Annotated in this window: 22 protein-coding genes and 1 pseudogene; 13 read left to right on the forward strand and 10 right to left on the reverse strand. The window is 72.8% G+C overall.

All coding sequences use genetic code 11. The annotated features are described in order from the left end of the window. Positions 1–68: 68 nt before the first annotated feature. Positions 69–704, reverse strand: coding sequence for a TetR/AcrR family transcriptional regulator (locus ACFPP6_RS19000; protein WP_382043513.1), 636 nt, complete (start codon positions 702–704; stop codon positions 69–71). 100 nt (positions 705–804) lie between these two features. On the opposite strand from ACFPP6_RS19000, the gene ACFPP6_RS19005 reads away from it, so the two are divergent. Then, entirely contained in the window at positions 805–1,758 is a 954-nt protein-coding gene (locus ACFPP6_RS19005; RefSeq protein ID WP_382043516.1) for a serine/threonine dehydratase, read from the forward strand. Positions 1,759–1,765: 7 nt separating this feature from the next. Here the strand turns inward: ACFPP6_RS19005 and ACFPP6_RS19010 are convergent, their stop codons facing one another. After that, entirely contained in the window at positions 1,766–2,755 is a 990-nt protein-coding gene (locus tag ACFPP6_RS19010; protein ID WP_382043518.1) for an SMP-30/gluconolactonase/LRE family protein, read from the reverse strand. After that, positions 2,752–3,396, reverse strand: a complete 645-nt coding sequence (locus ACFPP6_RS19015) for a diguanylate cyclase (protein ID WP_382043521.1) — start codon at positions 3,394–3,396, stop codon at positions 2,752–2,754. Before ACFPP6_RS19015 ends, ACFPP6_RS19010 begins: the two co-directional genes overlap by 4 nt. A gap of 210 nt (positions 3,397–3,606) precedes the next feature. On the opposite strand from ACFPP6_RS19015, the gene ACFPP6_RS19020 reads away from it, so the two are divergent. Then, positions 3,607–6,222 carry a hypothetical protein gene (locus ACFPP6_RS19020; protein ID WP_382043524.1) on the forward strand — a complete coding sequence of 872 codons (2,616 nt, stop codon included), beginning with the start codon at positions 3,607–3,609 and terminating at the stop codon, positions 6,220–6,222. Between the two features lie 9 nt (positions 6,223–6,231). Here ACFPP6_RS19020 and ACFPP6_RS19025 read toward each other — a convergent pair whose 3' ends face one another. Then, entirely contained in the window at positions 6,232–6,519 is a 288-nt protein-coding gene (locus ACFPP6_RS19025) for a trypsin-like serine peptidase (protein ID WP_382043526.1), read from the reverse strand. 105 nt (positions 6,520–6,624) lie between these two features. Further along, positions 6,625–8,379, reverse strand: coding sequence for an ABC transporter ATP-binding protein (locus ACFPP6_RS19030; protein WP_382043529.1), 1,755 nt, complete (start codon positions 8,377–8,379; stop codon positions 6,625–6,627). A gap of 175 nt (positions 8,380–8,554) precedes the next feature. On the opposite strand from ACFPP6_RS19030, the gene ACFPP6_RS19035 reads away from it, so the two are divergent. Further along, positions 8,555–9,616, forward strand: a complete 1,062-nt coding sequence (locus ACFPP6_RS19035) for a TolB family protein (RefSeq protein ID WP_382043531.1) — start codon at positions 8,555–8,557, stop codon at positions 9,614–9,616. Positions 9,617–9,642: 26 nt separating this feature from the next. On the opposite strand, the gene ACFPP6_RS19040 is transcribed toward ACFPP6_RS19035, so the two are convergent. After that, on the reverse strand, positions 9,643–11,745 hold the full coding sequence (locus tag ACFPP6_RS19040; RefSeq protein ID WP_382043534.1) for a hypothetical protein: 2,103 nt from the start codon (positions 11,743–11,745) through the stop codon (positions 9,643–9,645). Positions 11,746–12,081: 336 nt separating this feature from the next. Here ACFPP6_RS19040 and ACFPP6_RS19045 point away from each other — a divergent pair, with 336 nt between their 5' ends. Next, positions 12,082–12,729: a 50S ribosomal protein L25/general stress protein Ctc gene (locus ACFPP6_RS19045; RefSeq protein ID WP_382043535.1), complete on the forward strand. Its 648-nt coding sequence runs from the start codon at positions 12,082–12,084 to the stop codon at positions 12,727–12,729. A gap of 111 nt (positions 12,730–12,840) precedes the next feature. Here ACFPP6_RS19045 and ACFPP6_RS19050 read toward each other — a convergent pair whose 3' ends face one another. Next, on the reverse strand, positions 12,841–13,635 hold the full coding sequence (locus ACFPP6_RS19050) for a VOC family protein (RefSeq protein WP_382043538.1): 795 nt from the start codon (positions 13,633–13,635) through the stop codon (positions 12,841–12,843). A gap of 180 nt (positions 13,636–13,815) precedes the next feature. Then, a complete protein-coding gene (locus tag ACFPP6_RS19055; RefSeq protein WP_382043540.1) occupies positions 13,816–14,898 on the reverse strand; it encodes an NAD(P)-dependent alcohol dehydrogenase in 1,083 nt (360 codons plus the stop codon). 118 nt (positions 14,899–15,016) lie between these two features. Between ACFPP6_RS19055 and ACFPP6_RS19060 the strand changes: the two genes are divergently transcribed. From ACFPP6_RS19060 to ACFPP6_RS19100, 9 genes and pseudogenes are all read left to right on the forward strand, one after another. Further along, complete coding sequence (locus tag ACFPP6_RS19060) at positions 15,017–15,892, forward strand: helix-turn-helix transcriptional regulator (protein ID WP_382043543.1); 876 nt, start codon at positions 15,017–15,019, stop codon at positions 15,890–15,892. A 251-nt stretch (positions 15,893–16,143) separates the two neighbouring features. Then, on the forward strand, positions 16,144–16,512 hold the full coding sequence (locus ACFPP6_RS19065; RefSeq protein ID WP_382043546.1) for a hypothetical protein: 369 nt from the start codon (positions 16,144–16,146) through the stop codon (positions 16,510–16,512). A 70-nt stretch (positions 16,513–16,582) separates the two neighbouring features. After that, on the forward strand, positions 16,583–17,092 hold the full coding sequence (locus ACFPP6_RS19070; protein ID WP_382043549.1) for an O-acetyl-ADP-ribose deacetylase: 510 nt from the start codon (positions 16,583–16,585) through the stop codon (positions 17,090–17,092). Between the two features lie 81 nt (positions 17,093–17,173). Next, positions 17,174–17,317: pseudogene (locus tag ACFPP6_RS19075) on the forward strand (DUF5655 domain-containing protein); the annotation flags it as partial. A gap of 49 nt (positions 17,318–17,366) precedes the next feature. Then, positions 17,367–18,887: an amino acid permease gene (locus tag ACFPP6_RS19080; RefSeq protein ID WP_382043552.1), complete on the forward strand. Its 1,521-nt coding sequence runs from the start codon at positions 17,367–17,369 to the stop codon at positions 18,885–18,887. Positions 18,888–18,940: 53 nt separating this feature from the next. Continuing rightward, positions 18,941–19,741, forward strand: a complete 801-nt coding sequence (locus ACFPP6_RS19085; RefSeq protein WP_382043555.1) for a GNAT family N-acetyltransferase — start codon at positions 18,941–18,943, stop codon at positions 19,739–19,741. A gap of 465 nt (positions 19,742–20,206) precedes the next feature. Further along, the gene (gene gshB, locus ACFPP6_RS19090) at positions 20,207–21,154 is read left to right on the forward strand and encodes a glutathione synthase (RefSeq protein WP_382043558.1); all 948 of its coding nucleotides are present in this window, start codon (positions 20,207–20,209) and stop codon (positions 21,152–21,154) included. Between the two features lie 324 nt (positions 21,155–21,478). Continuing rightward, entirely contained in the window at positions 21,479–22,882 is a 1,404-nt protein-coding gene (locus ACFPP6_RS19095; protein WP_382043560.1) for a globin domain-containing protein, read from the forward strand. A 90-nt stretch (positions 22,883–22,972) separates the two neighbouring features. Then, positions 22,973–23,569, forward strand: a complete 597-nt coding sequence (locus tag ACFPP6_RS19100; RefSeq protein WP_382044014.1) for a pyridoxamine 5'-phosphate oxidase family protein — start codon at positions 22,973–22,975, stop codon at positions 23,567–23,569. A 96-nt stretch (positions 23,570–23,665) separates the two neighbouring features. Here ACFPP6_RS19100 and ACFPP6_RS19105 read toward each other — a convergent pair whose 3' ends face one another. Together ACFPP6_RS19105 and ACFPP6_RS19110 are read right to left on the reverse strand one after the other, a co-directional pair. Further along, on the reverse strand, positions 23,666–24,634 hold the full coding sequence (locus ACFPP6_RS19105; RefSeq protein WP_382043563.1) for a PASTA domain-containing protein: 969 nt from the start codon (positions 24,632–24,634) through the stop codon (positions 23,666–23,668). A 136-nt stretch (positions 24,635–24,770) separates the two neighbouring features. Next, complete coding sequence (locus ACFPP6_RS19110; RefSeq protein WP_382043566.1) at positions 24,771–26,264, reverse strand: aminotransferase class I/II-fold pyridoxal phosphate-dependent enzyme; 1,494 nt, start codon at positions 26,262–26,264, stop codon at positions 24,771–24,773. Between the last annotated feature and the right edge of the window lie 70 nt (positions 26,265–26,334).

Raw genomic sequence — 26,334 nt, forward strand, 5'->3', positions numbered from 1 at the left:
GCAGCAGGATTTGCTTCCCCAACCCTTTGCGGTAACGTGCATCCATTTTCCCAACCGACCCGGCAGTCTCAGGGGTGTGCCGCCTCGATCAGCTGCCGCAGGGCGCCGTAGTAGACCTCATGGTCCGTCATGGCGGGCAGGACGGCGTTCACGTTCCCGGTCAGGACCGGGAACTCCCCGGGGTCCAGCGCGGCCAGCGCGGTCCGGGTGCTCGTGGCCGTCCGGCCGGGGTCGCGGTGGTCGACGAACGTGGCGCTGCCGAGGGTCAGCAGGTACATCCGCCGGTACGCGTGGAACGCCTGCTCCGGCGTCATTCCCGCGGCAATGCTGTCGGCGAGCGCCGGCTCGACCAGGCGGGCCAGCAGCTGCGGGCCGAGCCAGGGGCGCGAGCCGCGCAGGGCGACCAGGCCGGGGTGCGCGGTGAGGAGCTCGTACAGCCCCCGGAACCGCCGCTCCGTGGCCTCGGCCCAGGCGGTGCCCGGCGGGATCTCGGGCAGCCCGGCGGCGAGGTGGTCGGTGCACAGGTCGATCAGCCCGCCCAGGTCCGTGCAGCGGCGGTGGATCGTCGCGTGGGAGACGCCCAGCCGCTCGGCCAGGGAGCGGAAGCTGAGGGCCGAGGGGCCTTCCTCGTCGATGATCGCGAGGGCCGTGCGGGCGATGAGCTCCGGGGTCGCCCGGGCGAGGGAGGGAGATTGCCGTGGCATGTGTTACACCGTATCGTACGCTGTAACACCCATGCTTCCGCCATGCTGCGGCCGCCCTGCGCTTCCTGCCCGGTCCCCGCCCGCGCCCCGAGGAGATCCCGTGCACGACCTCACCCACGGCGACGTCGAACAGGCCGCCGCCCGCATCGCCGGCCGCACCCGCCCCGTCGCCGTCGCGCCGGCCGGCCCCGGCGTCCCCGGCCGGGTGTGGTTCGCGCTGGAGTTCATGCAGCACACCGGCTCCTTCAAGGCGCGCGGCGCCTGGAACTTCCTCGCCGCCCACCGCGAGGCCGGCACCCTGCCCCGGGCCGGGGTCACCATCGCCTCCGGGGGCAACGCCGGACTGGCCTGCGCCTGGGCCGCGCAGCAGCAGGGGGTGCCCGCCACCGTCTTCCTGCCCGAGAACGCCCCGCAGGTGAAGACCGACCGGCTGCGCGGCTACGGAGCCGACGTCCGTCTCGTCGGCTCCGAGTACGCCGAAGCGCTCGCGGCCTGCGAGGAGTTCGCGCGCACCACCGGCGCCCTCGCCAGCCACGCCTACGACCACCCGCTGATCGCCGCGGGCGCCGGCACCCTCCTGGAGGAGATCCGGGCGCACGTCCCCGGCCTGGACACGGTCGTCGTCGCGGTGGGCGGGGGAGGCCTCTTCGCCGGCGTCGCCACGGCCGCACGGCACCACGGGATCCGCACCGTCGCGGTCGAGCCCGAGGGCAGCCGGGCCCTGCACGCCGCCCTGCAGGCCGGGCGCGTCGTCGACGTCACCGTCGACTCCGTCGCGGCGGACGCCCTCGGCGCCCGCCGCGTCTCGGAGACCGCCCTGGCCGCGGCCCGCCACGAGGACGTCACCTCCGTCCTCGTGGCCGATGAGGCCATCGCCGGCGCACGGCGGTCCCTGTGGGAGGGGCACCGCCTCGCGGTCGAGCCCGCCGGGGCCACCGCGCTCGCGGCCCTGACGGCCCCCGGCGGCCCGTACGTGCCCGCGGAGGACGAGACCGTCGCCGTCGTCCTCTGCGGTGCCAACACCGACCCCGGCGACCTGGTGCGCCGCCGCTGACGCGCGGTCAGCGGCGGCCGGGCGGCAGTTCGCACAGGGCGATGCCCGGCTCCACGAGGCTGCCGAGCACGAGCGTGCCCCCGTGCTCGTACACGCTGGTGACCATCCGGTAGCCGGCGCCGCGCCGCCTCAGGTCGTGGGCGACCCGGCCGTCCGGGCCGATGCCCATGACGCGGGCGAACCGGCGCGGTGGCGGGCGCAGCCGGACCGCCGCGGCGGCCGCCCCGCGCCGTAGTGCCGCGGGCGCACGGTGGAGCCGGTCGAGAAGCGGCTCCCGGGGCGCGGCCAGAGCGGTCCAGAAGGTGCCGTCGGCGCTGCGGGAAAGGTTGTCGGGAAAGCCCGGCAGGTCCTCGATCAGGGTGTCGCGCAGCCCGGCCCGGGGGCCGGTGAGCCACAGCCGGATGAGGCGGTACGCGCCGGTCTCGGCCACGACGACGGAGGACTCGTCGGCCGCCAGGGCGACCCCGTTCGCGAACTGCAGGTCGTCGAGGAGCACTTCGGGGACACCGCCCGGCCGGAGCCGCAGCAGCCGCCCGGTGCCGGAGTGCTCCACGATGTCCGCCCGCCAGTCGCGCAGCCCGTAGCGGCGGCTGGAGGCCGTGAAGTAGACGGTGCCGTCCGCGGCGGCGGCCGCGTTGCTGCAGAAGCGCAGCGGCTGACCGGCCACCGAGTCCGCCAGGACCTCGACCCCGCCCCCGGCCCCGGGGGCGACGCGCAGCAGCCCCCGTTCCGCGTCGCAGACGAGCAGCCGGCCGTCGGGGAGCGGCTCCAGGCCGAGCGGCCTGCCGCCCGTGTCCGCCACCTCCTCCACCCGGGCGCCACCGCGCGGGCCGGGAAGGGTGATCCGCCGGATCCGGCCGTCGCCGGTGCCGGTCAGGACCCGCCCGGCGCCGTCGACGACGACGTCCTCCGGCCCCGGACCGCCGATGCGGAGCATGCGCAGGGGCGGCAGCGGCCGGGGCGGCGCGGGACGCACGGAAGCGGGCGCGAGGCTCATGAGGCGGCCACCGGGCGGCGGGCGCGCAGGCAGCGGGACATCTCCTCGGCGTACGGGAGGATCACCCCGGCGCCGATCGCCACGCCGAGACCCGCGAGGTACTTCGCGGACAGCGGCCGGTCCTTGGGGAGCAGGGCCCAGTCGTGCTTGCCGCGCCCGCCGCGCAGCGCCGCACGGACCTCGTCGGCGTGCAGGCACGCGGTGAACGCCATGGCCGACAGCGGCAGCACCTCCAGGAAGCTGTGGATGTGCTGCTCCACGGGGTGCACTTCGCGCTTCTTCGTGGCCAGGCTCACGTCGTAGAGGGCCGTGGCGCCGTGCGCGAGGGCGGCTCCTCCCATCACGGAGAGGACGAGCGGGTTGATCCTCGCCAGCAGCCCCATCGCGACGGGGACGCCGGCCTCGGTCATCATCAGCGCATGGACGGCGGACTCCTTCACGCCGCTGGTGTGTTCGATGCGCGTCCGCTTGTGCATCCACCAGTCGGCGACCGCGGGCACCACCCACATGGGGAGCACCCCGTAGAGCAGGAAGCGCCGGTTGGTGTCCTCGACGGCGGTGGAGTCGAAGGGGACGGACAGGTCGCGCCCGCGGCGCCAGTGCTGCCAGGAGCGGACGAAGGGCTTGCCGGAGAAAGCCATGGAGCCTCCGGGGGAGAGAGGGGCGGTACCGGACTGCATCTTCCGTACACGTGTACCCCGTCCTTCCCTCCCATGCGGCCCGAACGGGAATCGGCGCGGCCGGGACGAGACCGGTGCGGCCGGTGGGACGGAGACCGGTGCGGCCGGGGCGGAGAGCGGTGCCGTGTGGCACGACCGGGCCCGGTCGCCGATCCTGGGAGGGTGCCCGATGTGGTCGAAATTCGCGTGCACGGTGTCGGTGGGGCACCGCCCACGGGTCTCCTCCAGATCGCCGAACTGCGGCATGTCGGCGGTGACGACACGGCACGGTTCCTGCGGCGCTCGGTGCCGCCGGCGGAGCCGCCCGCGAGGGAGGCCTTCCACTGGGCCAGTATGACCTCCGGTTCGGTGTCCAAAGCGCTGTGGCTGCTGCTGGCCCCCTTCGGCATACTGAACCTCGCCCGCTACACCCTGCCGATGGCCGTCCGTGTCCCCGGGGAGCGGGACACCGAAGTGCGGCGCGGGGTACGGCGGACAGCCGACGCGGTGCTGCGGCTGCTCGGGCTCGTACTGACCCTGCTCCTCACGGCGGCGGTCGCCTTCGTCGCGGTCGACCTCGTCGCCTGGCAGTGCGGCGGCAACACGCTCTGCACGTCCGGCAACAGCTGGGTGCCCTTCTCCAGCAAGCAGCCGACCAGCTGGTCGTGGCGGCTGCCCCTGGGCGTCGCCGCACCGGCCGCACTGATCTGGCTGCTGGTCCGGTTCGGCCGGCAGGTCCACGTCTATCCGCCGCCCACGGCCACGAAGCCGGAGGAGTGGCCGGACGGCGTGGGCGCGCTCGCGCAGAAGCCGTTCTGGTCCTCCTCGCCGCGCGCCCCGATGCTGAGGCTGTTCCACACGACCGCGGCGGTGGCCGTGGTCGCGATGCTCGTCGCGTACGCCTCGGTCAAGCCGGTCGCCGGCCTGCGGACCGCCGACGGCTGGGAGGACGACGCCCTCTGGGCCCTGTTCGGCTTCGCCGCGGCGGCCGGCCTGCTCTGCGTCGCCCTCACGGCAATCGGCTACCACCCCCGGGGCGAGAAGCTCGTCTACGACCCCACCGGCCGCGACGCCATCCGGATCCCGGTGCCGTGCCTGATCCTGCGCCGGGGCACGTGGGCGGCCCTGCTCGCGGTCGTGGTGCTCGCGGTCTTCTTCGGACCGCACGCCACCTCCCGGGGCACCGGAAGCCTGCCCGTGAACCTGGCCGGCTTCGCATGGGCCTTCAACGCCCTGTACGAGGCCTGCGCGGTGCTGTTGCTCGCCTTGCTGGTGGTCACCCTGCTGCTGCGCGGCGTCATTCCGACCGCCGATCCGGCCGAGGGGCAGCGGCCCATGTGGGGCGGTCTGGCCTGCCCCGTGCTCGCGAGCCTCGCGGTCCTCCTGGCCACGGGGTTCACGGCAGGCTTCGCGATCCAGACCGCCCGGCTGCTGGGCAGGCTCGTCCAGCCGAAGGAGGCTCCCTCCGGGGGCGGGGCGCCGCTCGTGCTCCCCACGGTCTTCCACGTCACCGCGCTGCTGTGGGCGCTGGTGCTGGTGGCCGCCGTGGTGCTCGTGCTCTCCCTGCTGGTCTTCCGCCCCGGGCCGGGCCCCGACCTCAAGAGCCGCATCCGGAGCGACTACCCGCAGGCAACCGAGGACGACCTCCCCGACCGCACCGTGGCACGCCTGGCCAAGGCCTGGCGCCAGGCCGCCCTGAAGTACCGGCTGCCCACCGTGCTGGTGGTGGTCGCCCTCACCGGGTTCGTCTGCGCACTCCTGCAGGGCTGCTTCGCCGGCGAATCCCTGGTGCTGGGAAGGAACAAAGGCTTCGAGTGGATCCAAGACGCTCTTTACGGCCGCGTCTGGCTCGGCGTGAGGTTCTTCGGGCTGGCCGACGACGCCGGGGCGTGGGCGCTGACGGGACTGGCGGCAGGCCTGGTGTTCCTGGGCGTGCGCGCCTTCCGCAGCCCGCAGTGGCGACGGGCGGTGGGGGTGCTGTGGGACCTGCTGGCGTTCTGGCCGCGCCTGGCGCACCCGATCGTGCCGCCTCCCTACGGCGGCCGGGCGGTGCTGTCGCTGACCCGGCGGGTGCAGGACAAGACGGCCGAGGGCGGGACGGTCGTGCTGTCCGGCCACAGCCAGGGGAGCCTGATCTGCGTGGCGGCCGTCCTCCAGGCCGCCCGGACGCAGCAGCCGGCCGACTCGCCACGACCAGCCGGCTCGCCGCAACGGGCTGACTCGCCGGAACCGGCCGACACCCGGCAGCCGGTCGACGGGGTTGCCCTGCTGACGCACGGTTCGCAACTGACGTGGGCGTACGCCCGGCTGTTCCCCGCGTACGTGGGCCATCCGCTGCTGCAGGACGTGTACACCCGGCTGAACGGGCGCTGGCGGAACCTCCACCGTTGGAGCGACTACCTCGGCGCCCCCGTCCTGGCACATCCAGCCGAGGGGCACGTCCGGCCGGTACTCGACGACTGGCGGACGATCGACCGGACCGTGGTCACACCGGACCCGGACGGCGACGGCGACTTCTGGTGCCGCCGCATCGGCCCCGAGATCCAGCTGCGCGACCCGTACAGGATCGTCGCCCGGGACGACAAGCCCGAGGCACCGCTGCTCAAACACAGTGCGTACTACGAGGATCCGGCCTACGACCACATCGTGCAGGAGCTGATCGACAGCGTCCCGGGCCGGCAGCCGTCCGCAGCCGCCGCCCCGGAACGTCCGTCGGCCGCCACGCGGCTCGGCACAGCCGTCGCCCGCCGCCTGCGTGCCGGCCGCCGGCCACCCGGCCGGCGTCCGGGCGGCGGCCTCCGGGGGTGAACCTCTCCGTCAGGCGCGCTGCGCCCGCTCGTAGGCCTTCCTGGCCTGCGCCCCCAGGACGGGGCCGAACATCGAGGTGCCGCCGTCCAGTGCGTCACTGTGGCTGCTGACCGGGACCAGCGTGCCCGGACCGGTCGACGCGTCGAAGCCGGCCGGCCACGGGCCGCCGCTCGCCCCGCCCGCCACGTCGCACGGCATCTGCCACTCGTCCGCGGGCGCGGCCTTCGCCGGCCCGGCGCAGTACAGCAGTTCCTCGCCGTGCTGCGGGCGCGACGCGGGACAGCCGAAGGAGGTCACCTGCCCGGGTGTCGCGCTCGGTCGCCGCCCGGCTTGCGGTGAGAAGAGCGCGGCCGGCGGTCTTCACCGGTGCGTCCTTCCACGGCGGGCGCCCGAGCGGTGGCGTCACGGTAGGGGGCCCGCGGGGGACAGCCCGTCGTGCACCTCGTCCGCGGCCAGTGCCACCACCCCCGTCGCCGTCTCCAGCAGCGCGGGCCGGTGCGTGACCATGACCACCGTCCGGTGCGCGGCCAGCCGCCCGAGGGCGGCCACCACCAGCCGCTCCGCCTCCGCGTCGAGCCCCGACGTCGGCTCGTCCAGCAGTACGATCGGCGCATCGGCCAGCAGAGCGCGGGCGATCCCCACGCGCTGGCGCTGCCCGCCCGAGAGCCCGCCGCCGCAGTCGCCGAGCCGTGTGTCGAGGCCGTCGGGGAAGTCGTCGGTGAACGCCGTGACCAGCGCCGCCTCGGCGGCCGCCCGCACCTCGTGCGCTCCCGCGTCCGGCCGCGAGTAGCGGATGTTGGCGGCGATGGTCCCGGCGAACAGGAACGTCTCCTGGAGCACGGCCGTGACCTGGCGGCGCAGCCACTCCTCCGGCAGGTCGTCCGTCGCCGTCCCGTCGATGCGCACCGTGCCGCACGTGGGCCGGTACAGGCCCGCGACCAGCGCGAGCGCGGTCGACTTGCCCGCGCCGTTGGGACCGGTCAGCGCGATCCGCTCGCCCGCGCCGATGCTGAGGTCGAGGCGATGCAGCGCGGGGCGGTCCCCGTAGCGCATCGACACCCCCTCGAAGTCGATGCGGCCGCTCGCGCGGGCGGACAGGCCCGGGGGAACGGCCCGCACCGGCCGCCGCAGCGGGCACGGCTCCCGGAGGATCTCGGCGATGCGCCCGGCCGACGCCCGCCCCTGCGCGAACGTTCCGGAGAGCTTGGACAGCGCCCGCAGCGGAGCCACCATGCCCGTCAGATAGCTGAGCGCGACCACGAGATGGCCGGTGCTCCACCACCCGCGCAGCACCCCCACGCCGCCCACCCACAGCAGGGCCGCCGTGCCGACCGCCGTCGCCGTCTCCAGCAGCGGCGCCCGGCGGGCCTGGACGTCGACGGCTTCCAGGCCCGCGCCGAGCAGCCCCCGGCTCCGCGCCGCGAACTCCTGGTCGTGCATCTGGTGGCGGCCGAAGGCGTGCACCGTCCGGATGCCCTGCAGCGCCTCGGCGACCAGCCCGGTCAGCTCGCCCTCCGCCTCCCTGCGCCGCAGGGCGGCGAGCTGCCCGCGCCGCCGGTTGCGGACGCCGAGGAGCAGGACCAGCGGGACGGCCGCCACCCCGATCAGGCCGAACCGCCAGTCGAGCAGGAGCAGCGCGGCCGCGTAGCCCGTGACCGAGAGGACACCGGGGAAGAGCACCGAACAGAACGCGACGAGGCTGTCCTTGATGTTCCCGCAGTCGGTGATCACCCGGCTCGTGGACTCGCCCACGGTCTGCCGGTCGTGGTAGCTGAGTGGCAGGCGCTGCAGGTGGGCGAACGTCTCGCAGCGGATCGCCACGCTCATCCGCTCGCCCACGCCGTTCATCGTCCGGTCGCCCGCGTAGTCGAACACCGCGGACACCAGGGCCACCAGCACCACGAGCGCGGCCGCCGTGGTGAGCATGGCCGTCCCGTCCCGCCCGAAGACGTAGAGCAGCGAGCCGAGGGGGTTGTGCGAGCCGTCCGTGCCCAGTACCCGGTCCACGACGGCGGCGACCGGCCACGGCGTCACCAGGTCGGCGGCCATCTCGCACAGCCGCATGCCGACCCCGAGGGCGAGCAGCCGCCGGTGCGGGGTGCCGAACCCGCGGAAGAACCACAGCACGTGGCGGTTCGCCGTGGACGGGTCCTTCATCAGCGCTCCCAGCGGACGGCGTCAGCCGCCCTCATGGTCGCCGCAGCCCGCCGCGGCGGGCAATCCGGCACGCTGCCCGGCGGTGAAGTGACCGCGGAATGCGTATGCGCAGGGCGGGCCCCGGCTTCCGTCGTTCCGGCCTCCGGCGCGCGGCGGCTCCACTAACGTCGGCCGGGTGCGCAGTCGCCTGTACGTCGCAGCGTTCGTGGCCGCCCTCGTCCTGACGGCCTGCAGCAGTTCCGAGGGGCCGAAGCCGCCGCAGCCGCCGGGGCCGTCCGACGGCCGGGCGGGCGCGCGGGCCGACGGCGCGGAGTTGCTCCACCGCGGCAAGGGGCACGCGAGCGCACAGAACCCCGCCTTCTCTCCGGACGGCGGTTCCGTGCTCTTCACGCTCTTCGCAGGCGGATACAACGAGGGCGCCGCGGCGCTGCGCGTGCTCTCCCTGCGCGGCGGCGCGCAGAGCCGCCCCGGCACGCTGCTCGACGAGGCCGACCGGGCGGCCGTGAACCTGCCCGGCTCCAGCTGGCACCCCTCGGCGGGGGTGACCTTCGCCTCGGACCGGGAAGGCGGGCGGGACGAGGTGTGGGTGATGCCGCCGGGCGGCCGGCCCGAGCGGGTCACCGAGCACGGCGGTGGCTCCGGCTTTCTGGAGCCCAGCTTCTCGCCGGACGGCACGTGGATCGTGTTCCAGGAGAGCCGGGAGAGCGAGGAGAGCGAGGAGAGCGGGACGGAGGAGGGATCGGCGGACGGCGGCAGTGTGCTCGGCTCCCTGTGGAAGGTCAGACGCGACGGCAGCGGACGGACCCGGCTCCTGGACGGCCCCGCCACCGGCACGGACAACCGCCAGCCCAACTGGTCGCCCAGGAGCGACCGGCTGGTCTTCCAGCGGCGCGAGCGCGGCAGCCACGACTGGGCGCTGTACGTGATGAACGCCGACGGCAGCGGGCTGCGGCGGCTCACCGGCGGTGCCGGCGAGCACACCGACCCGAGCTGGTCGCCCGACGGCCGGCAGGTGGTCTTCTCCTCCACCGCCGGCGGCCTGGAGGTGCCGCAGATCTTCGTGATCCCGGTGGACGGCGGCCGCCCCGTCCGGGTGACCAGGAACGACGGCTCGTACGACGGCGCGCCGAGCTGGTCGCCGGACGGGCGGTGGATCGCCTTCGAGTCCCACCCGGGGGACGAGGACCGGCCGACTGCACTGTGGCGGATCCCCGCCCCCGGAACGGACGGGCCGTAGCGGAGGGGCCGCAGCCTCCCCCGGGCTCAGCCGGTGGTGACCGTCAGCAGGGAGTACTGGCCCACGGTCAGGGACACCGTGGCGGTGGTGCCCGCCACCTGCCAGGTGACCGGCTGCGGGGCCGGCGAGGCGCCGTCCGGGGAGCTCACCGTGGCCGACAGCACCCGCTTGCCCGCGGGCAGCTCCAGGGCGACGGAGCAGGCGGCCGGCATGGTCCTGAAGGTGGCCGGGGTGTCACCGAAGCAGGTGAAGTTGACCAGCTGGACGACGGTGTCGTCGCCGAGCCGGCTCACCTCCATGTGGATGCGGCGGTCGCCGGTGAGCCGTACCGAGGGCGGCGCGGCCGCGAGGACGGGCGCCAGGATCCGGTCGGCGCTCGCCTGGTCGGTGCCGGTCAGGTAGCTGAGGCCGGCCAGGTCCTTGACGTACCAGCACGTACCGGAGCCGAATCGATTCTGCTTGCTCGCGGGCAGCGGATCGCCCTTGCGGAACCCCAGCACGTCGGCCAGCGCGTACTCGCCGCGGGCCGTGCCCAGGCCGTCGAGCGCGGTGGGCGCCGGACCGGTGATCACGACCGTCCCGCCGCCCGCCACGTACTCCCGCAGGACAGCGGCCTCGCCGTCCGAGACGGCCTGCAGGTTCGGCAGCATCAGCACGCGGTACGGAGCCAGGTCGGCGGCTTCCAGGTGCGGGCTCGTGACGGTGGAGAAGGGGACGTGGGCGTACACCAGCGCCTTGACCGTGCCGCGGAACTCGCCCAGCCACGCCTGCTGGGTGCAGCTCTCCTCGGGGCTGCCCCCGGCCCACCAGTCCGTGACCCCGGAGGGCATCTTGGTGTTGGCGTACATCCCGGTGCCGGCGGAGGGGCTGACGAAGTCCCGGGAGGCGGAGGAGTGGTAGACGCCGACCTCGGCCGCGGGCACGGCGTTGTAGAGCTTCTCCTGGTTGGCCGCGACGAAGGCGTACATGCGGGTGCGCATCGCCTTGTCGGTGCTCGCGTCCTTGAACGGGCTCTTGACCTCGTACGGATTGCAGCCGGCCGCCAGCAGCTCGGCCATCACCAGCGACGCGTCGTCGGCCTTCCAGCCGTAGGAGAACGCCCACGCGGGCTTCGCCCCGCTCGCGGCCCGCGCGTACTTGTACATCGAGATCAGGCAGGTCCAGTCGGTGGCCGTGGCGTGGCGCATCCCGTCGTAGTTGCCGAGGATGTCCACCTCCCAGACGTGGCTCACGCCCTCCGCCTTGCGCAGGTACGCCCCGTCGAGGCCGACCAGCGTGGCGTACTGGTAGTCCATGCTGACCGTCTCGACGAAGGTGACCAGGTCGGGGTTGACCGACCGGCCCGCGGCGGCGATGTCGAGCTGCCACTGGTTGAGGTTGCGGTGGCGCCACTCCACGTAGCGGCGGAAGGGCAGGCTCGTGAAGTCGGCCGTGGCCGGGAGGGCGAGGCCGGTGTCCGCCTTGAAGGCGTCCGCCGCCCAGGTGGAGCCGTCGCACCAGCTCAGCGCGCCGTCGAAGTAGATCGGCACGTCCGGCCAGATCGCGTCCACGCCCGTGGCGGCGAGGGCCTTGATACGGCCGAGGTAGTAGTCGCGCCAGGGGGAGTTGGGGCTGAGCCAGCAGCTCTCGTCCCCCGGGTCGACCCAGACGACCAGGCTGCCGTAGAAGACGTTGGGCTGGCCGTCGAGGGAGCGCTGCACCCAGGACTTGCCCTCGCCGTCCTTGTAGAACGACCGGCCCTTCTCTCCGCCGACGCTGATGAGCTCCAGCGACGGGTAGTACATGACGACGCGGATCCCGGCGGCGTGCGCCAGCTCCGTGAAGCTCTTGACCTTGCCCATGTGCTCGGTGAACTCCGCGGGCGTCAGCCAGTTCGACAGGATCGTGTCGACCTCGATCACGTTGACGTTCTGCGCCTTGAGCGCGGTGATCACCGGCTTCATGTCGCGCAGCGGATCGGCGTCCTCGTCGAACGTGCCGTCGGCCAGCCTGGCGAACCGGCTCCACTCGGGGAAGAGCCCCTGCCGCGCCGCGGCCGGAGCCCAGGCGGGCTCGGCACCCGGGACGGAGGGGCCGGAAGGGCCGGGGAGGCGCGGGAGGAGCTGGGAGGCCAGTGCGCCGCCGCTCACTCCCAGGCCCGTGCGTAACAGGGCTCTCCGGCTGAATCTTCGCATTCCGCTCATGGGTGTCCCCTCGTATCCACGACTTCACGACTTCACGACGGTGTGACGGGGTCTGCACGGTGCCCGCAAAGTCTGCCCGATCGCCTCCGCGTCGGCGGACGGATTCCGGTTAAGGCGGAGACCGCTCGCTGTCAGGGGGGCCGCATCTGCCGTCGGGGGCGCGCATCTGCCATCAGATGGAAAACAGCCCGATATCGCTCCCGTACGGAGTAGCCGGGGCGGCACCTCTCCGGCAGGCGGTTAACAGAGTCTCCAGACGACTGAACCGCGAGGAGTGCAGGCATGGCTGAAGTGAAGCTGACCGCCGAGACGCGCACCGAGTTCGGCAAGGGTGCCGCCCGGCGCATCCGCAGGGACGACAAGGTTCCCGGGGTCATCTACGGGCACGGCTCCGAGCCGCGGCACGTGGCGCTGGACGGGCATGCCCTGCTGCTCGCCTTGAGGACTCCGAACGTACTGATCCGCCTGGACATCGACGGCAAGAAGGAACTCGTCATTCCCAAGGCCGTCCAGCGGGAGGCCCTGCGCGGCTTCCTCACCCACGTGGACCTGCTGATCGTCAAGAAGGGCGAGAAGGTCACCGTGGACATCCCGATCCACACCGAGGGCGAGCTCGCGCCCGGTGGCAACCTGCTGGAGTACATCCTCAACGCCCTCCCGGTCGAGGCCGAGGCCACGCACATCCCGGAGGGCGTCACGATCTCCATCGAAGGCCTGGAGGCCGGCCACACCATCCACGCCAAGGACATTCCGCTGCCGCGGGGCACCAGCCTCGCCGTCGACGGCGAGGACGCCGTCCTGCAGATCGTCGCGGCGCAGACCGAGCCGGAGGAAGAGGAAGAGGAGGAGGAAGAAGGCGAGGAGGCGGCGGCCGCCGCCGAGGGGGCCGAGGAGGGGGAAGCGGCCCCCGAGGCCGAGAGCAGCAGCTGAGCTGCCGGCTCGTGGCTTGGCCCCGGCCCGGGAGCGGGAACGGGAGCGGAGCAGGAACGGGAGCGGGAACGGGTCCGCGGCGGACGGGAGCCGTCCGCCGCGGACCGTGCATCAGGCCTCGCGCGGCAGGGGCTTGATGACGCCGAAGACCGCGCCGAACTGGTCGGCGAGCCAGGCGATCCGGCCCACGTCCGGCACGTCCGTGGCCGGTGCGACCACCGAGCCGCCGCTCTCCTGCGCCTTGGTGACGGTCACGTCGGGGTCCGTCACCAGGAAGTACGGGATCCAGCGGGACTCCCTGCCTTCACCGTCCCCCTCGCCCGGCACGGGGGCGATACCGCCGAACGGCGCGTCGGGCCCGCTGCTGCCGGCCGTGGAGATCAGCGTGTACGTGCCGGTGCTGAACTCCTTCTCCTCCGCGCCCCACCCGAACAGGGAGCGGTAGAAGGCCGCGGCCGCCGCCGGGTCCGCGGTGTGGAGCTCGACCCAGAGCAGGGTGTCGGGCTCGCACATCCTCTCCAGGCCCTTGACGGCGCCCGGCTGCCAGAGGGAGAACTCCGCGCCGCCCGGGTCGGTGAGACAGGCCAGCCGGCCGGCGTCCATGACGTCGGCCGGCGGGACCCGCACCGTGCCGCCCGCCTGCTCGGCCGCCTTGGCGGTGGCGTCGGCGTCAGGGGTCTGGAAGTACACCGTCCACGCCGGGCTCGCGCCCTCCTCGGTCAGCGGGCCGAGCGCCGCGACGTCCTTGCCGTCCTGCTGGAAGAAGGCGTAGCCGCCCGTGTCGGGCCCGGCGGCCTGCACGTCCCAGCCGAAGACCCGGCCGTAGAACCCGGCGGACCCGGCCGTGTCCGGGCTGCCGAGGTCGAGCCAGTTGGGTGATCCGGTCACGAAATCTGTGCTGAGCATGGTGGGTGCCCCTTCGACGGATTACGCGCGAGGGGCCCGGTACCGCGGGTGCGGCTCACGGCGTCCCCCGACGCGTCTCAGTCTTCCACCGCGGCGGGGGCGCCGCGCGACGCCGTGGCCAACGCCCATCGGCGTACGGGGTCGCGGCCCGGCGCGATGCGGGGCGGTCGGAGCGCCGCGTCAGATCGTCGCGGCGTCGATGACGAAGCGGTAGCGGACGTCGCTCGCCAGCACCCGCTCGTACGCCTCGTTGATCTGCTCGGCCCGGATCAGCTCCACCTCGGCGCCGATGCCGTGCGCACCGCAGAAGTCGAGCATCTCCTGGGTCTCCGGGATGCCGCCGATCATCGAGCCCGCCAGGGACTTGCGACGGGCGACGAGGGCGAAGGACGACACCGGCTGCGGCCGCTCCGGGATGCCGACCTGCACGAGCGTGCCGCCGGTCTTCAGCAGACCGAGGTAGGCGTCCAGGTCGAGGTCGGCGGAGACGGTGTTGACGATCAGGTCGAAGCTGTCCGCCAGCGTCTCGAAGGTGGCCGGGTCGGAGGTCGCGTAGTAGTGGTCCGCGCCCAGCCGCAGCCCGTCCGCCTCCTTGCGCAGCGACTGGCTGAGCACGGTCACCTCCGCGCCCATGGCGTGCGCGATCTTCACGCCCATGTGCCCCAGGCCGCCGAGGCCGACGATCGCGACCTTCTTGCCGGGGCCCGCCTGCCAGTGGGTGAGCGGGGAGTACAGGGTGATGCCCGCGCACAGCAGCGGCGCCGCCTCGTCCAGCGGGATGGAGCCGGGGATGCGCAGGATGTAGTTCTCGTCCACGACGACGTGCGTGGAGTAGCCGCCCTGGGTGACCTCGCCGTCACGCCCGGTGGCCCCGTAGGTGCCGACGTTGCCGAGCTTGCCGGTGCAGTACTGCTGGAGCCCGGCCTTGCAGTTGTCGCACTCGCGGCAGGAGTCCACGAAGCAGCCGACGCCGACGCGGTCGCCCACCCGGTGGCGGGTCACGCCGGAGCCGACCGCGGCGACCACACCGGCTATCTCGTGGCCGGGAACGAGCGGGAAGTGCCCGTCGTCGCCCCACTCGCCGCGGGCGGTGTGGATGTCGGAGTGACAGATGCCCGAGTACTTGATCTCGATGAGGACGTCGTGCTCACCCGGCTCCCGGCGCCGGACGGTGGTGCGCTCCAGAGGGGCCTTCGCCGAAGGGGCGGCGTACGCGGGAACGGAGGTGTGAGTCGTCGCGGGAGCGGAGGTGTGTGTCGTCATGGCCGCAATCCTGCGCCCGCCCGTACATCCCAGCCAGAACCCGGCTGGGACTACGCTTGCGGTTCCTACCACTGGCAGTATCACCCTGCCTCGCACGGCCGCCCGCATACTGGTGGGTATGGACCAGCGCACCGAACTGAGCGAGTTCCTCCGCAGCCGGCGGGCACGGCTGCAGCCCGAAGAAGTGGGCCTCACGCCCTACGGCGGGCGGCGCCGGGTGCCCGGGCTGCGGCGCGAGGAGCTGGCACAGCTCGCAGGCGTCAGCGTCGCCTACTACACGCGCCTGGAGCAGGGACGCGGCCAGAACGTCTCCACGGGTGTGCTGGAGGCGATAGCCGACGCCCTGCGCCTGACCCGCGCCGAGCGGGACCACCTCACCCGCCTGGTGCACCCCTGCGTGACGAAGACGCGCCGCCCGGCCCGCCCGCAGCGCGTGCGCCCCTCGGTGCAGCACCTCATCGACACCATGGACAACACCCCGGCCTACGTGATCGGCCGCCGCCTGGACATCATCGCCTGGAACCGGCTGGCCTGCGCCCTCCTGGGCGACTTCGACGCGATGCCCGCGGGTCGGCGCAACATGGCCTGGCAGATCTTCCTGGAGCCGGCCACCCGCGAGCTGTACACCGAGTGGGACCGCAAGGCCGAGGACGTCGTGGCCTTCCTGCGCCTCGACGCGGGCCGCTGCCCCGACGACCCCAAGCTGGCGGCCCTGGTCGGCGAACTGTCCGTCAAGAGCCCGGAGTTCCGCTCGCTGTGGGCCACCCACAACGTGCAGGACAAGGGCTTCGGGGTGAAGGAGCTGCACCACCCCGTGGTGGGCCCGCTGACGCTGTCCTACGAGACCCTCGTCCTGCCCGCGGACCAGAACCAGCAGCTGATCACCTACCACGCCGAGCCCGGCTCGCCGTCCGCCGAGTCGCTGCGGATCCTGGCCAGTTGGGCCATGGAGAGCACCGGGGCCGGCATGCCGGCGACGCGACCCGGAGCGTAGCCGCGGGGGTGGAGGCAGGTTCCGCACCCCGGGCGAGCAGCTCCCGGCCCGGCGGGCCGGGGGAGTGGTGCCCGGTCCGGGCCGAAGCGTGACCGCCGCGAGATCACGCCGAGCCGCTCCGGCCGGTCGATCGGGTGTTCCCGCCTCGTGGGTGCGACGCAATGCCGCGCCCACCGACGGGTGATTCCGCCGGATGGATCAGCGTCCGTGGATATCTGGAGGCACCGTCCCGTCACCACGAAAGGACTCCCGTGCGTATCCGCCGCGCCCTGGGCACCGCTGTGTCCGTCCTGCTGCTCACCACCCTCGCCGCCTCACCCGAGGCGCACGCCGCGAACGGCACGCTGACAGTGGACTACTCCCGCTGCAAAGCCGGCACCGGCATCACCGGGGTGGCCTGCCTGCGCGAGGCCGTGAGCAGGCGCGAGAAGGACCCGCAGGACGGCAAGTGCTACAGCCTGCTCACCGAGAACCGGGCCAAGATCCGCCGCCTCACCAACGGAACCAGCCGCACCCTGGTCTACTTCACCGACCGCCACTGCACGCGGCGCGCGGGCACCCTCGGCGCGGGCCGCCACCTGACGAACCCGCCGGTGCGGAGCGTGCAGTACCCGATCTGACGCACTCGGGCGGGAGCGGGCCCGGCCGGGCCCGCTCCCGCCTTCCGGCGCCGTCCAGGAGGATGGCCCCATGGTCACGATCACCTTGGTCCAGGGAAACATCACCCAGCAGCACGTCGACGCCGTCGTCAACGCGGCGAACTCCTCGCTCCTCGGGGGAGGCGGCGTCGACGGCGCCATCCACCGCGCGGGCGGCCCCGCGATCCTGAACGCCTGCCGCGACCTGCGCGCCTCCCACTACGGCAAGGGCCTCCCCACCGGCAAGGCCGTCGCCACCACGGCGGGCGACCTCCCGGCCCGATGGGTGATCCACACGGTGGGCCCGGTGTACTCGCAGCAGGAGGACCGCTCCCACCTCCTGGCTTCCTGCCACCGCGAGTCCCTCCGCGTAGCGGACGAGCTGGGCGCGAAGACCGTCGCCTTCCCGGCGATCTCGACGGGGGTGTACAGCTGGCCGGTCGAGGACGCGGCCCGCATCGCGGTCGAGGCGGTCCGGGCGACGGAGACGTCGGTGGAGGAGGTCCGCTTCGTGCTGTTCGACGAGCGGGCGTACGAGGCCTTCGCGGCACAGATGCCTTGACAGCAGATGCACGGTCCACAAGATTGGCCATGCCCGAGCCCCTGACGAAAGACCGCCCTCGCTGTTGCAGGGCGTGGAGCGCACCTGGCCCGTGACCGCCACGGGTCAGCGGTCGCACCGCATGTGCTGTGGCGCCCCCCGAGACTCGTCTGCGTCGTCGGCGACTTCACGCGCTACGACGTGCACGCGATACGCGAACACCGGAGAAGCACCGACATGGTCCGTTAGTCCGTTACCGGTGGCCTTTCTGCTCTTCCCTGTGCGGAGGTTCTCGATGCGTACATCAGCACATGCACGATGGCAGCGGTCCGAGCCGCCGGACGACGACGAGCGCATACTCAAGGAGCTCGGCTATACCCAGCAATTACACCGGCGCATGGGCGCCTTCGGTAACTTCTCCGCTTCCCTGTCGGTCATCTCCATCATGTCCGGGGCGTTGCTGCTTTTCGGCTACGGCCTGAACAGCGGTGGGCCCGCAGCGGTGGTGTGGGGGTGGCTGGCCGTGGGGCCGCTGGTGCTGTGCCTGGCCGCGGCGCTGGCCGAGATCACCTCCCGCTACCCCACCAGCGGCGGCCTGTACTACATGGCCCGCCAGCTCGGCGGTGATCGGTGGAGCTGGTACACCGGCTGGCTCAACCTTCTGGGGCTGCTCGGCGGGATCGCGGCCCAGGACTACGGCATCGCGACCTTCACCGCCGCCTGGGCGAACCTGCAGTTCGGCTACGTGCCGACGCCAGAATCCCTGCTGGTCCTCTACGCGGTCATCCTCGCGCTGCACGCGGTCCTGAATCTCTTCGGCACCCGGCTGATGAACGTCCTGACCTCCCTGAGCGCGTGGTGGCACCTGGCCGGGGCCGTCGCCATCATCGGCGCCCTGACGCTCGTCCCCTCTCACCACCAGCCGGCCGGCTTCGTGTTCTCCGAGTTCACCAACAACACCGGCTGGTCGAGCCCCGTGTACGTGATCCTGCTGGGCATGCTGCTGCCCTGCTTCGCCCTGGCCGGCTACGACACCTCGGCCCACCTGAGCGAGGAGACCAGTGGCGCCTCCGTGGCCGCGGCGCGCGGGATCGTCCGCTCGGTGGCGGTGTCCTGGATCGCCGGCGGTGTCCTGCTGGCCGCCTTGCTGTTCGCCATCCAGGACTACGCCGCGACGCTGGGCAGCGAGACCGGGGTGCCGGTGGCGCAGATCTTCCTGGACGCTCTGGGCGTGGCGACGGCGAAAGCGTTGCTGCTGGTGATCATCGTTGCGCAGTTCCTGTGCGGCTACACCGTCACCGCCTCCGCCAGTCGCATGATCTACGCCTTCGCCCGGGACGGCGCCCTGCCCGGCTCGGCACGCTGGCAGAAGGTCAGCCGCCGTACGGCCGTCCCGGCCAACGCCGTCCGGCTCGCCGTCGGTGTCGCCTTCGTGCTCGCCCTGCCGTCCCTGTACTCGGCCACGGCGTTCTCGGCGGTGACCGCGATCTCCGTCGTGGGCTTCACCCCGGCCTACGCCATCCCGGTGCTGCTGCGACTGCGCCACCGGGACCGGTTCACCCCCGGGCCCTGGCACCTGGGCCGCTGGAGCCGGCCGATCGGCTGGGTGGCAGTGCTCTGGGCAGCCGGGGCAACAGTGCTGTTCCTGCTGCCGCAGTCCAGCCCCGTCACCGCCGCGAGCTTCAACTACACACCCGTCGCCCTGCTGGTGGCCCTCGCCATGGCCGCCGCGTGGTGGCGCTTCGGACGCCGCTCCTACGGAGTGCCCCGCTCCAGCGCGGCGAACGCCCGCGACCGGACCGAAGATGCCCGGTAGCATCCATCACCTGCTCAGGGACCTCTCCGAACACAACACGTCATGGAGGCACCGTGACCGTTTCCGCGGAGTCCATCGAATCGGTACAGCAGCTCACCACGGCGTGGCGGACCATGGTGCTCGACCGCGACCCGGACGCGGACGTGCGCGACCTTCCGGGCATCGCTGTCCGCTGGGCCGACAGCCGGTTCGGGTTCTTCAACTGCATCACCTTGACCGAGGCGGAAGCGGGATCAGAGCTCGTCAGGCACCGTCTGAGCCAGGCCGCGGACATCATGCGGACGAAGAAGCACCCGGGCTTCGTGTGGCTCTTCGAAGACCTCCTCGACGACGAGGCCCGCTCCGTTTTGGAGGCGACAGCCGAGCAGGCCGGCCTCCAGTACGCCTTCCCCGGTACGGGCATGGCCGGCGACCTGCTCCCCATCCCCGAGCCGGCCCACCCCGACCTGACGTTCGCCCGCGTGCGCACCGACGAGCAGTTGCAGGCATACGCCGACCTCCAATCACGCGCGTACGGGTTCCCCTTGGACGAGGGCCGCGACGGCCTGGTCGGATCCGCGCTCTGGAAGAACGAGGTGTACGCCTACCTGGCCATGCGAGGCGACGAACCGGTGGCGTGCGCCGCCACGGTCGAAGCACAAGGCCGCCTGTTCGTCGCGTTCGTCGCCACGGACCCGCAGTGGCAGCGCAAGGGCTACGGCGAGGCGGTCACGCGCAAGGCGCTGTACGAAGGTGCGCGGGCCACCGGGCTGACCCGCGCCACGCTGCACGCCACCGCCGCCGGAGCCCCCGTGTACCCGCGCATCGGGTTCAGGCCGAACACACCAATCCACTTCTACGGCCTCAAAGGCTGATCCGGTGAGGCAGTTCTCGTCGGACCGGGCATGCGGCTGCCGTCGTGCCCAGCGGCTCCGGAGGAAGTGGGGGACGCGGCGGGCAAGGGGCCCGGAGGGAGCGGGAAGGGCGCCTTCGCCGGCCGCGCCGTGAAGAACGCCGGTCGGCAGGCGCGGCGGAACCCGCCCCGGCCGCCGCCGTACCGGAGACGCCCGGGGAACGCTCCGGGGAGCCCGCCCCGGCTCCTGCCCCCGCGGCCCGGCCCCGTGCCCTGGCGGTGACGCCGCCGAAGCGGCCCGCCTGTGCGGTCGACCGCGGGGGACCGGCCCGGGGCCGTATCGCCTGACGGAGGGGCGGCGGCGTCGGTCCCTGCCCTTCCGTATGACCGGTTCCGTCTCCCGGGTATGGACGCCCGTCACCGCACTGGGGCACGCTCCCGGCGGCTGCCCGCGTGCCGGGCCCGGTGAAGCCCGAGAAGGAGGCACATGTTCGTCTTCGTCATGGACCCGCTCGGCGACGGCACGGAGCACGCCGCTTCCGTCGCCATGATGCGCGGGGCCGTCGAGCGCGGGCACGACGTGTGGCACTGCCTGGCCACGGACCTGTCCCTGGTGTACGCGCGGGTCCGCGCCGCCGCCCGTCCCGTCGCCTTCGACGGCGGCCTCCCCGTGCTCGGTGCCCGGGCGGTGCTGGACCTGCACGGCGCCACGGCGGTGCTGGTGCGCATCGACCCGCCGTACGACATCCTGACCTCCACGCTCGTGCTGGAGCACCTGCGCGGCGACACCGTACTGATGAACCACCCCAGGGGGCTGCGGGAGGCGAACGAGAAGCTCTACGCCTGCCGGTTCCCGGACGTGACACCTCCCACGCTGGTGTCGGCGGACCCGGAGCAGCTTCTCGCCTTCGCCCGGGAACAGCCGCACGGCGCGGTGCTCAAGCCCCTGTCCGACTTCAAGGGCCGCGGCACCCTCGCCGTGCTCCCGGGGGACCCCAACGCCCGCTCGATCGCGGAGGTCACGACCGCGCAGGGCAGCCGCCTCGCGATGGCCCAGGCGTTCCTGCCCGAGGTCGCGGAGGGGGACAAGCGGATCCTCCTCCTCGACGGCCGGCCGCTCGGCGGATTCCTGCGCCGCCCTTCCGGCGGGGACTTCCGCGCCAACATGGCCGCCGGCGGCACGGTGCACGCCACCGATCTCGACGAGGACGACCTGCGGATCGCGGAACGCATCGGTCCGAGCCTGCGCGCCGACGGGCTGCACCTCGTCGGCATCGACGTCATCGGGGGCCGGCTCACCGAGGTCAACGTCACCAGCATGGCAGGCCTGCCCCAGCTCAACGAATTGACCGGCGAGCGTCATGACCTGCGGATCGTCCAATGGCTGGAGGACAAGAGCGAGCAGGTGCAAAAGGACTGGACCGCGCGTTCGTGATCAGACCGGGGCACGGGTGCACCTTTCGCTGATGAGGGCCGGTGCGCCGAGCGGCCCCGGTGCCGCCGCGGGCTGTTCGATATGTGCCTTCAAGTCATCACAGCGATCATTTTCAGCCAGCGTGGTTCCACAAGAAGTCGCGCCGGCTTCTGGCGGATGTGGCTCTTCCGCACCTCGTGAAGCTCCCCAAGGATCGGGGGGCATCCGGAAGTGGCTAGTCCGCTTCTTTGACTCCACACCCCGATGAGGACCCATGCCGGCCCCGTTCGCCTTCCACACCGCCTTCTGCTGCCGACCGAGATCCGCCGAGGAGGCCCTGGACAGTTGAGATTCCGGATCGGTCGCCCGAGCAGCGCGCCCACACGCCCGGCCCCGGAATACCGGGAGCACCGGGAGTACCCGCAGTACCAGGGGTCCCCGCAGTACGAGGAGTACTCGCAGTACCAGGAGTCCCCGCAGTACCCGGACTACTCGGAATACCAGGAGTACCCCGAGCCGGTCCATGCCGGTCATGGTGCCCGGACCGGCCACGACGTCCAGGCCGCCCATGGCGTCCAGGCCGTGCATGCCGAAGAGCCGAAGACCGCCGAAGCGCCGTTGTCGGACCACGAGATAGCCCTCATCAGGACGTCCCTCTCGGTGGTCGAACCCCTCGCAGGGGAGATAACGGTCTACTTCTACGCAGTCCTGTTCGCCCGCTATCCCGAAGTCCGTTCGATGTTCCCGGAAGGGATGGACGCCCAGCGCGACCGCCTCCTGCGCGCGCTGCTGCGCATCGTGGATCTGGTCGACGACCCCGAGAACCTCGTCCGATTCTGCGGACATCTCGGCCGCGATCACCGCAAGTTCGGCACGCAAGCCGCGCATTTCCCGGCCGTGGGCGAATGCCTCCTCGCCACGCTGGCCCGCTACGCCGGTTCCGCGTGGACCCCGGAGATCGCCGCCGCCTGGACGAAGGCTTACGGCACGGTCGCGCAGGTCATGATCGGTGCGGCCGAGGAGGACGAGGCGGTACGGCCCGCCGTGTGGCCCGCCACGGTCGTGCACCGCGTCTCGCGCGGCCACGGCATCGCCGAAATCACCGTGCGTCCCCATATCCCCTATGAGTACGCCGCAGGCCAGTACGCGAGCGTCGAGACGCCGTGGTGGCCGAAGCGGTGGCGCTACTACTCCGTCGCCAACGCGCCCCGCGAGGACGGCACCCTCACCTTTCACGTGCGCGCCGTGCCCGGCGGCTCGGTCAGCGAGGCGCTGGTGCACCGGGCCGTGGTGGGGGACGTCATCCGGCTCGGGCCCCCGATGGGCGACATGACCCTGGACGTGGCCGACCAGGGCGAACTGGTCTTCGTGGCCGGCGGCACCGGTCTCGCCCCGGTCCGCGCGCTCATCGAAGAGGTCGCCCGCCGCGGGGGATACCGGCAAGTCCACCTCTTCCTCGGCGCCCGGACCGGGGCCGAGCTGTACGGGGTCGACGACATGCTGAGGATGGCCCAGCGGCACCACTGGCTGACCATCAAGGGCGCGGTCTCCGACGAGTACATTCCCGGAATCCGTGGCTCCCTGCCGGACGTACTGGCCGAGTACGGGCCCTGGTACGAGCACGACGTCTTTCTCAGCGGCCCGGCCCAGATGGTCGCCTCCGCCAAGGAGATGCTCACCCTCGGCGGCACCCGGGCCGACCGCATCCATCACGACCCGTTCGAGACCCCCGTCCTGTCGGCGACCTGACCGCCGTCCCGTTCACTCCCTGTTCCTTCCCGAGCCGCGCCTCCCCCTCCGCATCCGACCTGTCACCTGCCAGGAGACCCCTTCGTGACCATGCCTCCGCCGCCCTTCGGATCAGCGGGTGAACACCAGCTGCAGCAGCACATGGGCACCGCGGACCGTGCCGCCCGGTTCTACGACCGGCAGGTGCGTCGCCATCTCACGCCGGACATGCAGGAATTCATCGGACGCCAGGCCATGGTCTTCCTGGCCACCGCGGACTCCCGCGGGGAGTGCGACGCCAGCTTCCGGGCCGGGCCGCCGGGCTTCGTCCACGTGATCGACGCGCACACCCTCGCCTACCCCGAATTCCGCGGCAACGGCGTGCTGGCCAGCGCGGGCAACATGGTCGAGAACCCTCACCTCGGCATGCTCTTCGTGGACTTCACCCACCACCACGTGGGGCTCCACGTCAACGGCGTCGCCCACCTCTACCACGACAGCGACCTCCGCCGTCTCCGCCCCGGCCTGCCCACCGACGTCGCGCCCGGCCGCAGCCCGGAAATGTGGGTGCACCTCACCGTCGAGGAGGCCTACATCCACTGCTCCAAGTACATACCCCACCTGGTACCGGCCCCCCGCCCCGCAGGCCGCGACGCCTCCCGCCCCAAGGACTCGGACTACTTCACCGGGCCCCACACGGTCTACTGAGACACCCCGAGGTCTGCCGACCCGCCGTCGGCGAGCAGCAGGGCGGGGCGGCCGGGCGGCCGGGGGCCTGTCAGCGCGTCCGTCCCCCTCCGCCCGTCAGCACAAACGGGTGTGGCGGCAGATGATCCGGCCGCCGCCGTGGGAACCGCCGGACGAGCCGCCGGAGCCGCCGGAGTCGCCCAGGCGGGGAATCCCGTCCGGGAAGGCGGTGTTGCGGTTGCGGTCGCCGGGGAAGGGGTCGCGGTAGTCCGGGTCGCGGTCGCCGTCCCGGTCCGGCAGGTCCACGGACGTGCCGGTGCCCCGGTCGGGCTCCGGGCAGCCGTTGTCCTTGGACGACAGGTGGAGCGTCACCCGTGTGCCGCTCTGGACCTTCGCGCCCTCGGCAGGGTCGTGCGCACACACCCGCCAGTCGTCGTACTCGCCTTCGTCGGGCAACGTGTCGTTGCGGTACGCCTTGCGTGCCTCGATGCGGCCGGCGGGGACCCCCAGGGCGACGACCTCGGCGCGGGCCGTCCGCCACGTCTTCCACACCAGCTCCGGCATCGTGGGCCACGGTATGGGCCGGCCGTCCGCCTCCGGGCACGGGGCGTCCTTCGGCACGACGCCGAAGTCGAGCGTCGGCTTCGTGCCGAGCGGCCGGCCGGCCTCCTGGAAGCAGACGGTCCACGTCGTACGGCCCCGGATGAACTTGTTCTTCTCGGACGCGTCGTGGGAGTTCACGATGAATCCGGCCTTACGGGCCTTTCCGTACGCGACGTCCAGGTTCTGGCCGCGGTAGTCGGCGGCCGGCGGTGGCGTCGGCGCCGCGGTGCGCGCCCTGGCGGAGGCGGCCGCCGCGCCGGGCGTCGCGCCGCGGGACTGCTTCGCACCGGCCGCCTTCGCGTCCGCGGCGGTGCCCTGCGCGCCGTCCTTCTGCAGGTCGGGCATGACGGCGCCCAGCACGGCCACGGCGGCGACCGCCGTGGCGACCTTCCGGCGCTTCGACCAGGGCTTGCGCTGCCGGGGTGCGCCCTCCGGGCCGTGCGGCGGACCGGACGGTGCCGGGGTGGTCTGCGGGCCAGACATGGCGGCGCCCTTCGAATTCGTGCAATTGTGCGGGCGTATCGTACACAGCCCGCAGCGGGCCCCGGCCCCCACCCCGGCCCGGTCGCCGCGACCCGCCACGGCACCGCGCCCGCCACCACGGCGCCGCTCCCGCGGCTCAGGCGTCCTGGGCCGGCTCCACGACCACCTTGACGTTCTCGACCCCGGGATCCGCCGCGTCCGGGATCACCATGCCCGCCTCCACTCCGCTCCGCAGGTAGCGCAGGACCTCCGTGCCGAGCCGCTCGCCCGGCAACGCCGCGGGGATGCCGGGCGGGTAGGGGGTCAGCATCTCCGCCGCGACGCGGCCTGCCGCCTTCTCCCAGGGCACCAGTTCGGTGCGGCCGAAGAACGCGTCGCGCGGCAGCATCACCTGCTCCGGACGCAGCTCCGCGGGGTCGGGAACCTCCACCCGTGCGTCGGTGCGCAGTTCGCGGGCGTGCCCGGGCAGGTCCAGGAGGGCGGTGAGCAGCCGGCCGGTGGTCCGCGTGTCGTCCGCGTGGGAGAGCTGGGCGCTGATGCGGCGGTGGTCGCAGACGTGCAGGTTGATCCGGTGGTGTTCGCGGAGGAAGTCCGCGGCCCGGTAGCCGGTGGTGCCCAGGGCGGAGATGTCGATGATGATCTGCAGGGGGTCGAGGTCGGCGGCCCGGCCGGGGGCGCAGAAGTCGGCGCGGCCGTGCACGTGCAGGCCGTCGATGTCCTCGATCCGTTCGCGCAGCCGTCCGGCGAGGGCGAGGGCGTCGTCGTAGAGGAGCCGGCCGTGCTCGGCCATCTGCCGGCGCCAGCCGTCGAGCGCCGCGTAGACGAGGACGGAAGGGCTGGTGGTGCCGAGGAGGTCGGCGCAGGCCTTGAGGGCGTTGGGGTCGATGCGGTCACCCTGGAGGTGGAAGACGGAGCTCTGCTCCAGCCCGGAGCCCATCTTGTGCACCGAGGTGACGCAGACGTCCGCACCGGCATCCATGGCCCAGGCCGGCAGGCCGGGATGGAACGGCAGATGGGCACCCCAGGCCTCGTCGACGACGAGCGGTTTGCCGCGGCGGTGACAGACGGCCGCGATGTCGGCGAGCGCGGCGCAGGTGCCGTACGGGGTGGGGCTGGTGACGAGCGCTCCCCGCGCATCGGGGTGCCTGTCGAAGGCGTCGTCGAACGCTTCTGCGGACGGCGGATGGGCCAGGTGCAGGCCGGGGTCCCACTGGGGATCCACCCAGACGGGCCGGATGCCGGCGAGCACGAGGCCGGAGACCACCGACTTGTGGGCGTCGCGCCCGATGATCAGTTCCTGGTGGGGTCCGGCGACGGCGAGCATGGCCGCTTTGACGGAGAGGGAGCTGCCGCAGGTGGAGAAGAACGTGTGCTCGGCGCCCACGGCATGGGCCATGAGGGCCTGGGCCCGTTCGAGAACGTGGTGGGAGGAGCTCCGGTCGTCCAGCCCGCTGGTGGCCAGGACGTCGCCGGCGAACACCGCGTCCCCCAGCGCCTCCCGCACGCGGGGGTCGGCTCCGCGGCCCTGCTTGTGGCCCGGAGGGGTGAACGGCACCTGCCCGGTCTCGTGGTACGCGACGAGAGCGTCCAGCACCGGTGCGCAGGAGTGGTCCGGGGAAGCGTGGTCCATGGGACTCCGGTTCCCCGCGAACGGCCGCGGGGAAACAGGGGCCCGGCTCCGGCGTCCGCCCCGGCCCCGG

Origin of the sequence: Streptomyces aureoversilis (assembly GCF_042657885.1) — a bacterium.
Lineage (GTDB): Bacteria > Actinomycetota > Actinomycetes > Streptomycetales > Streptomycetaceae > Streptomyces > Streptomyces aureoversilis.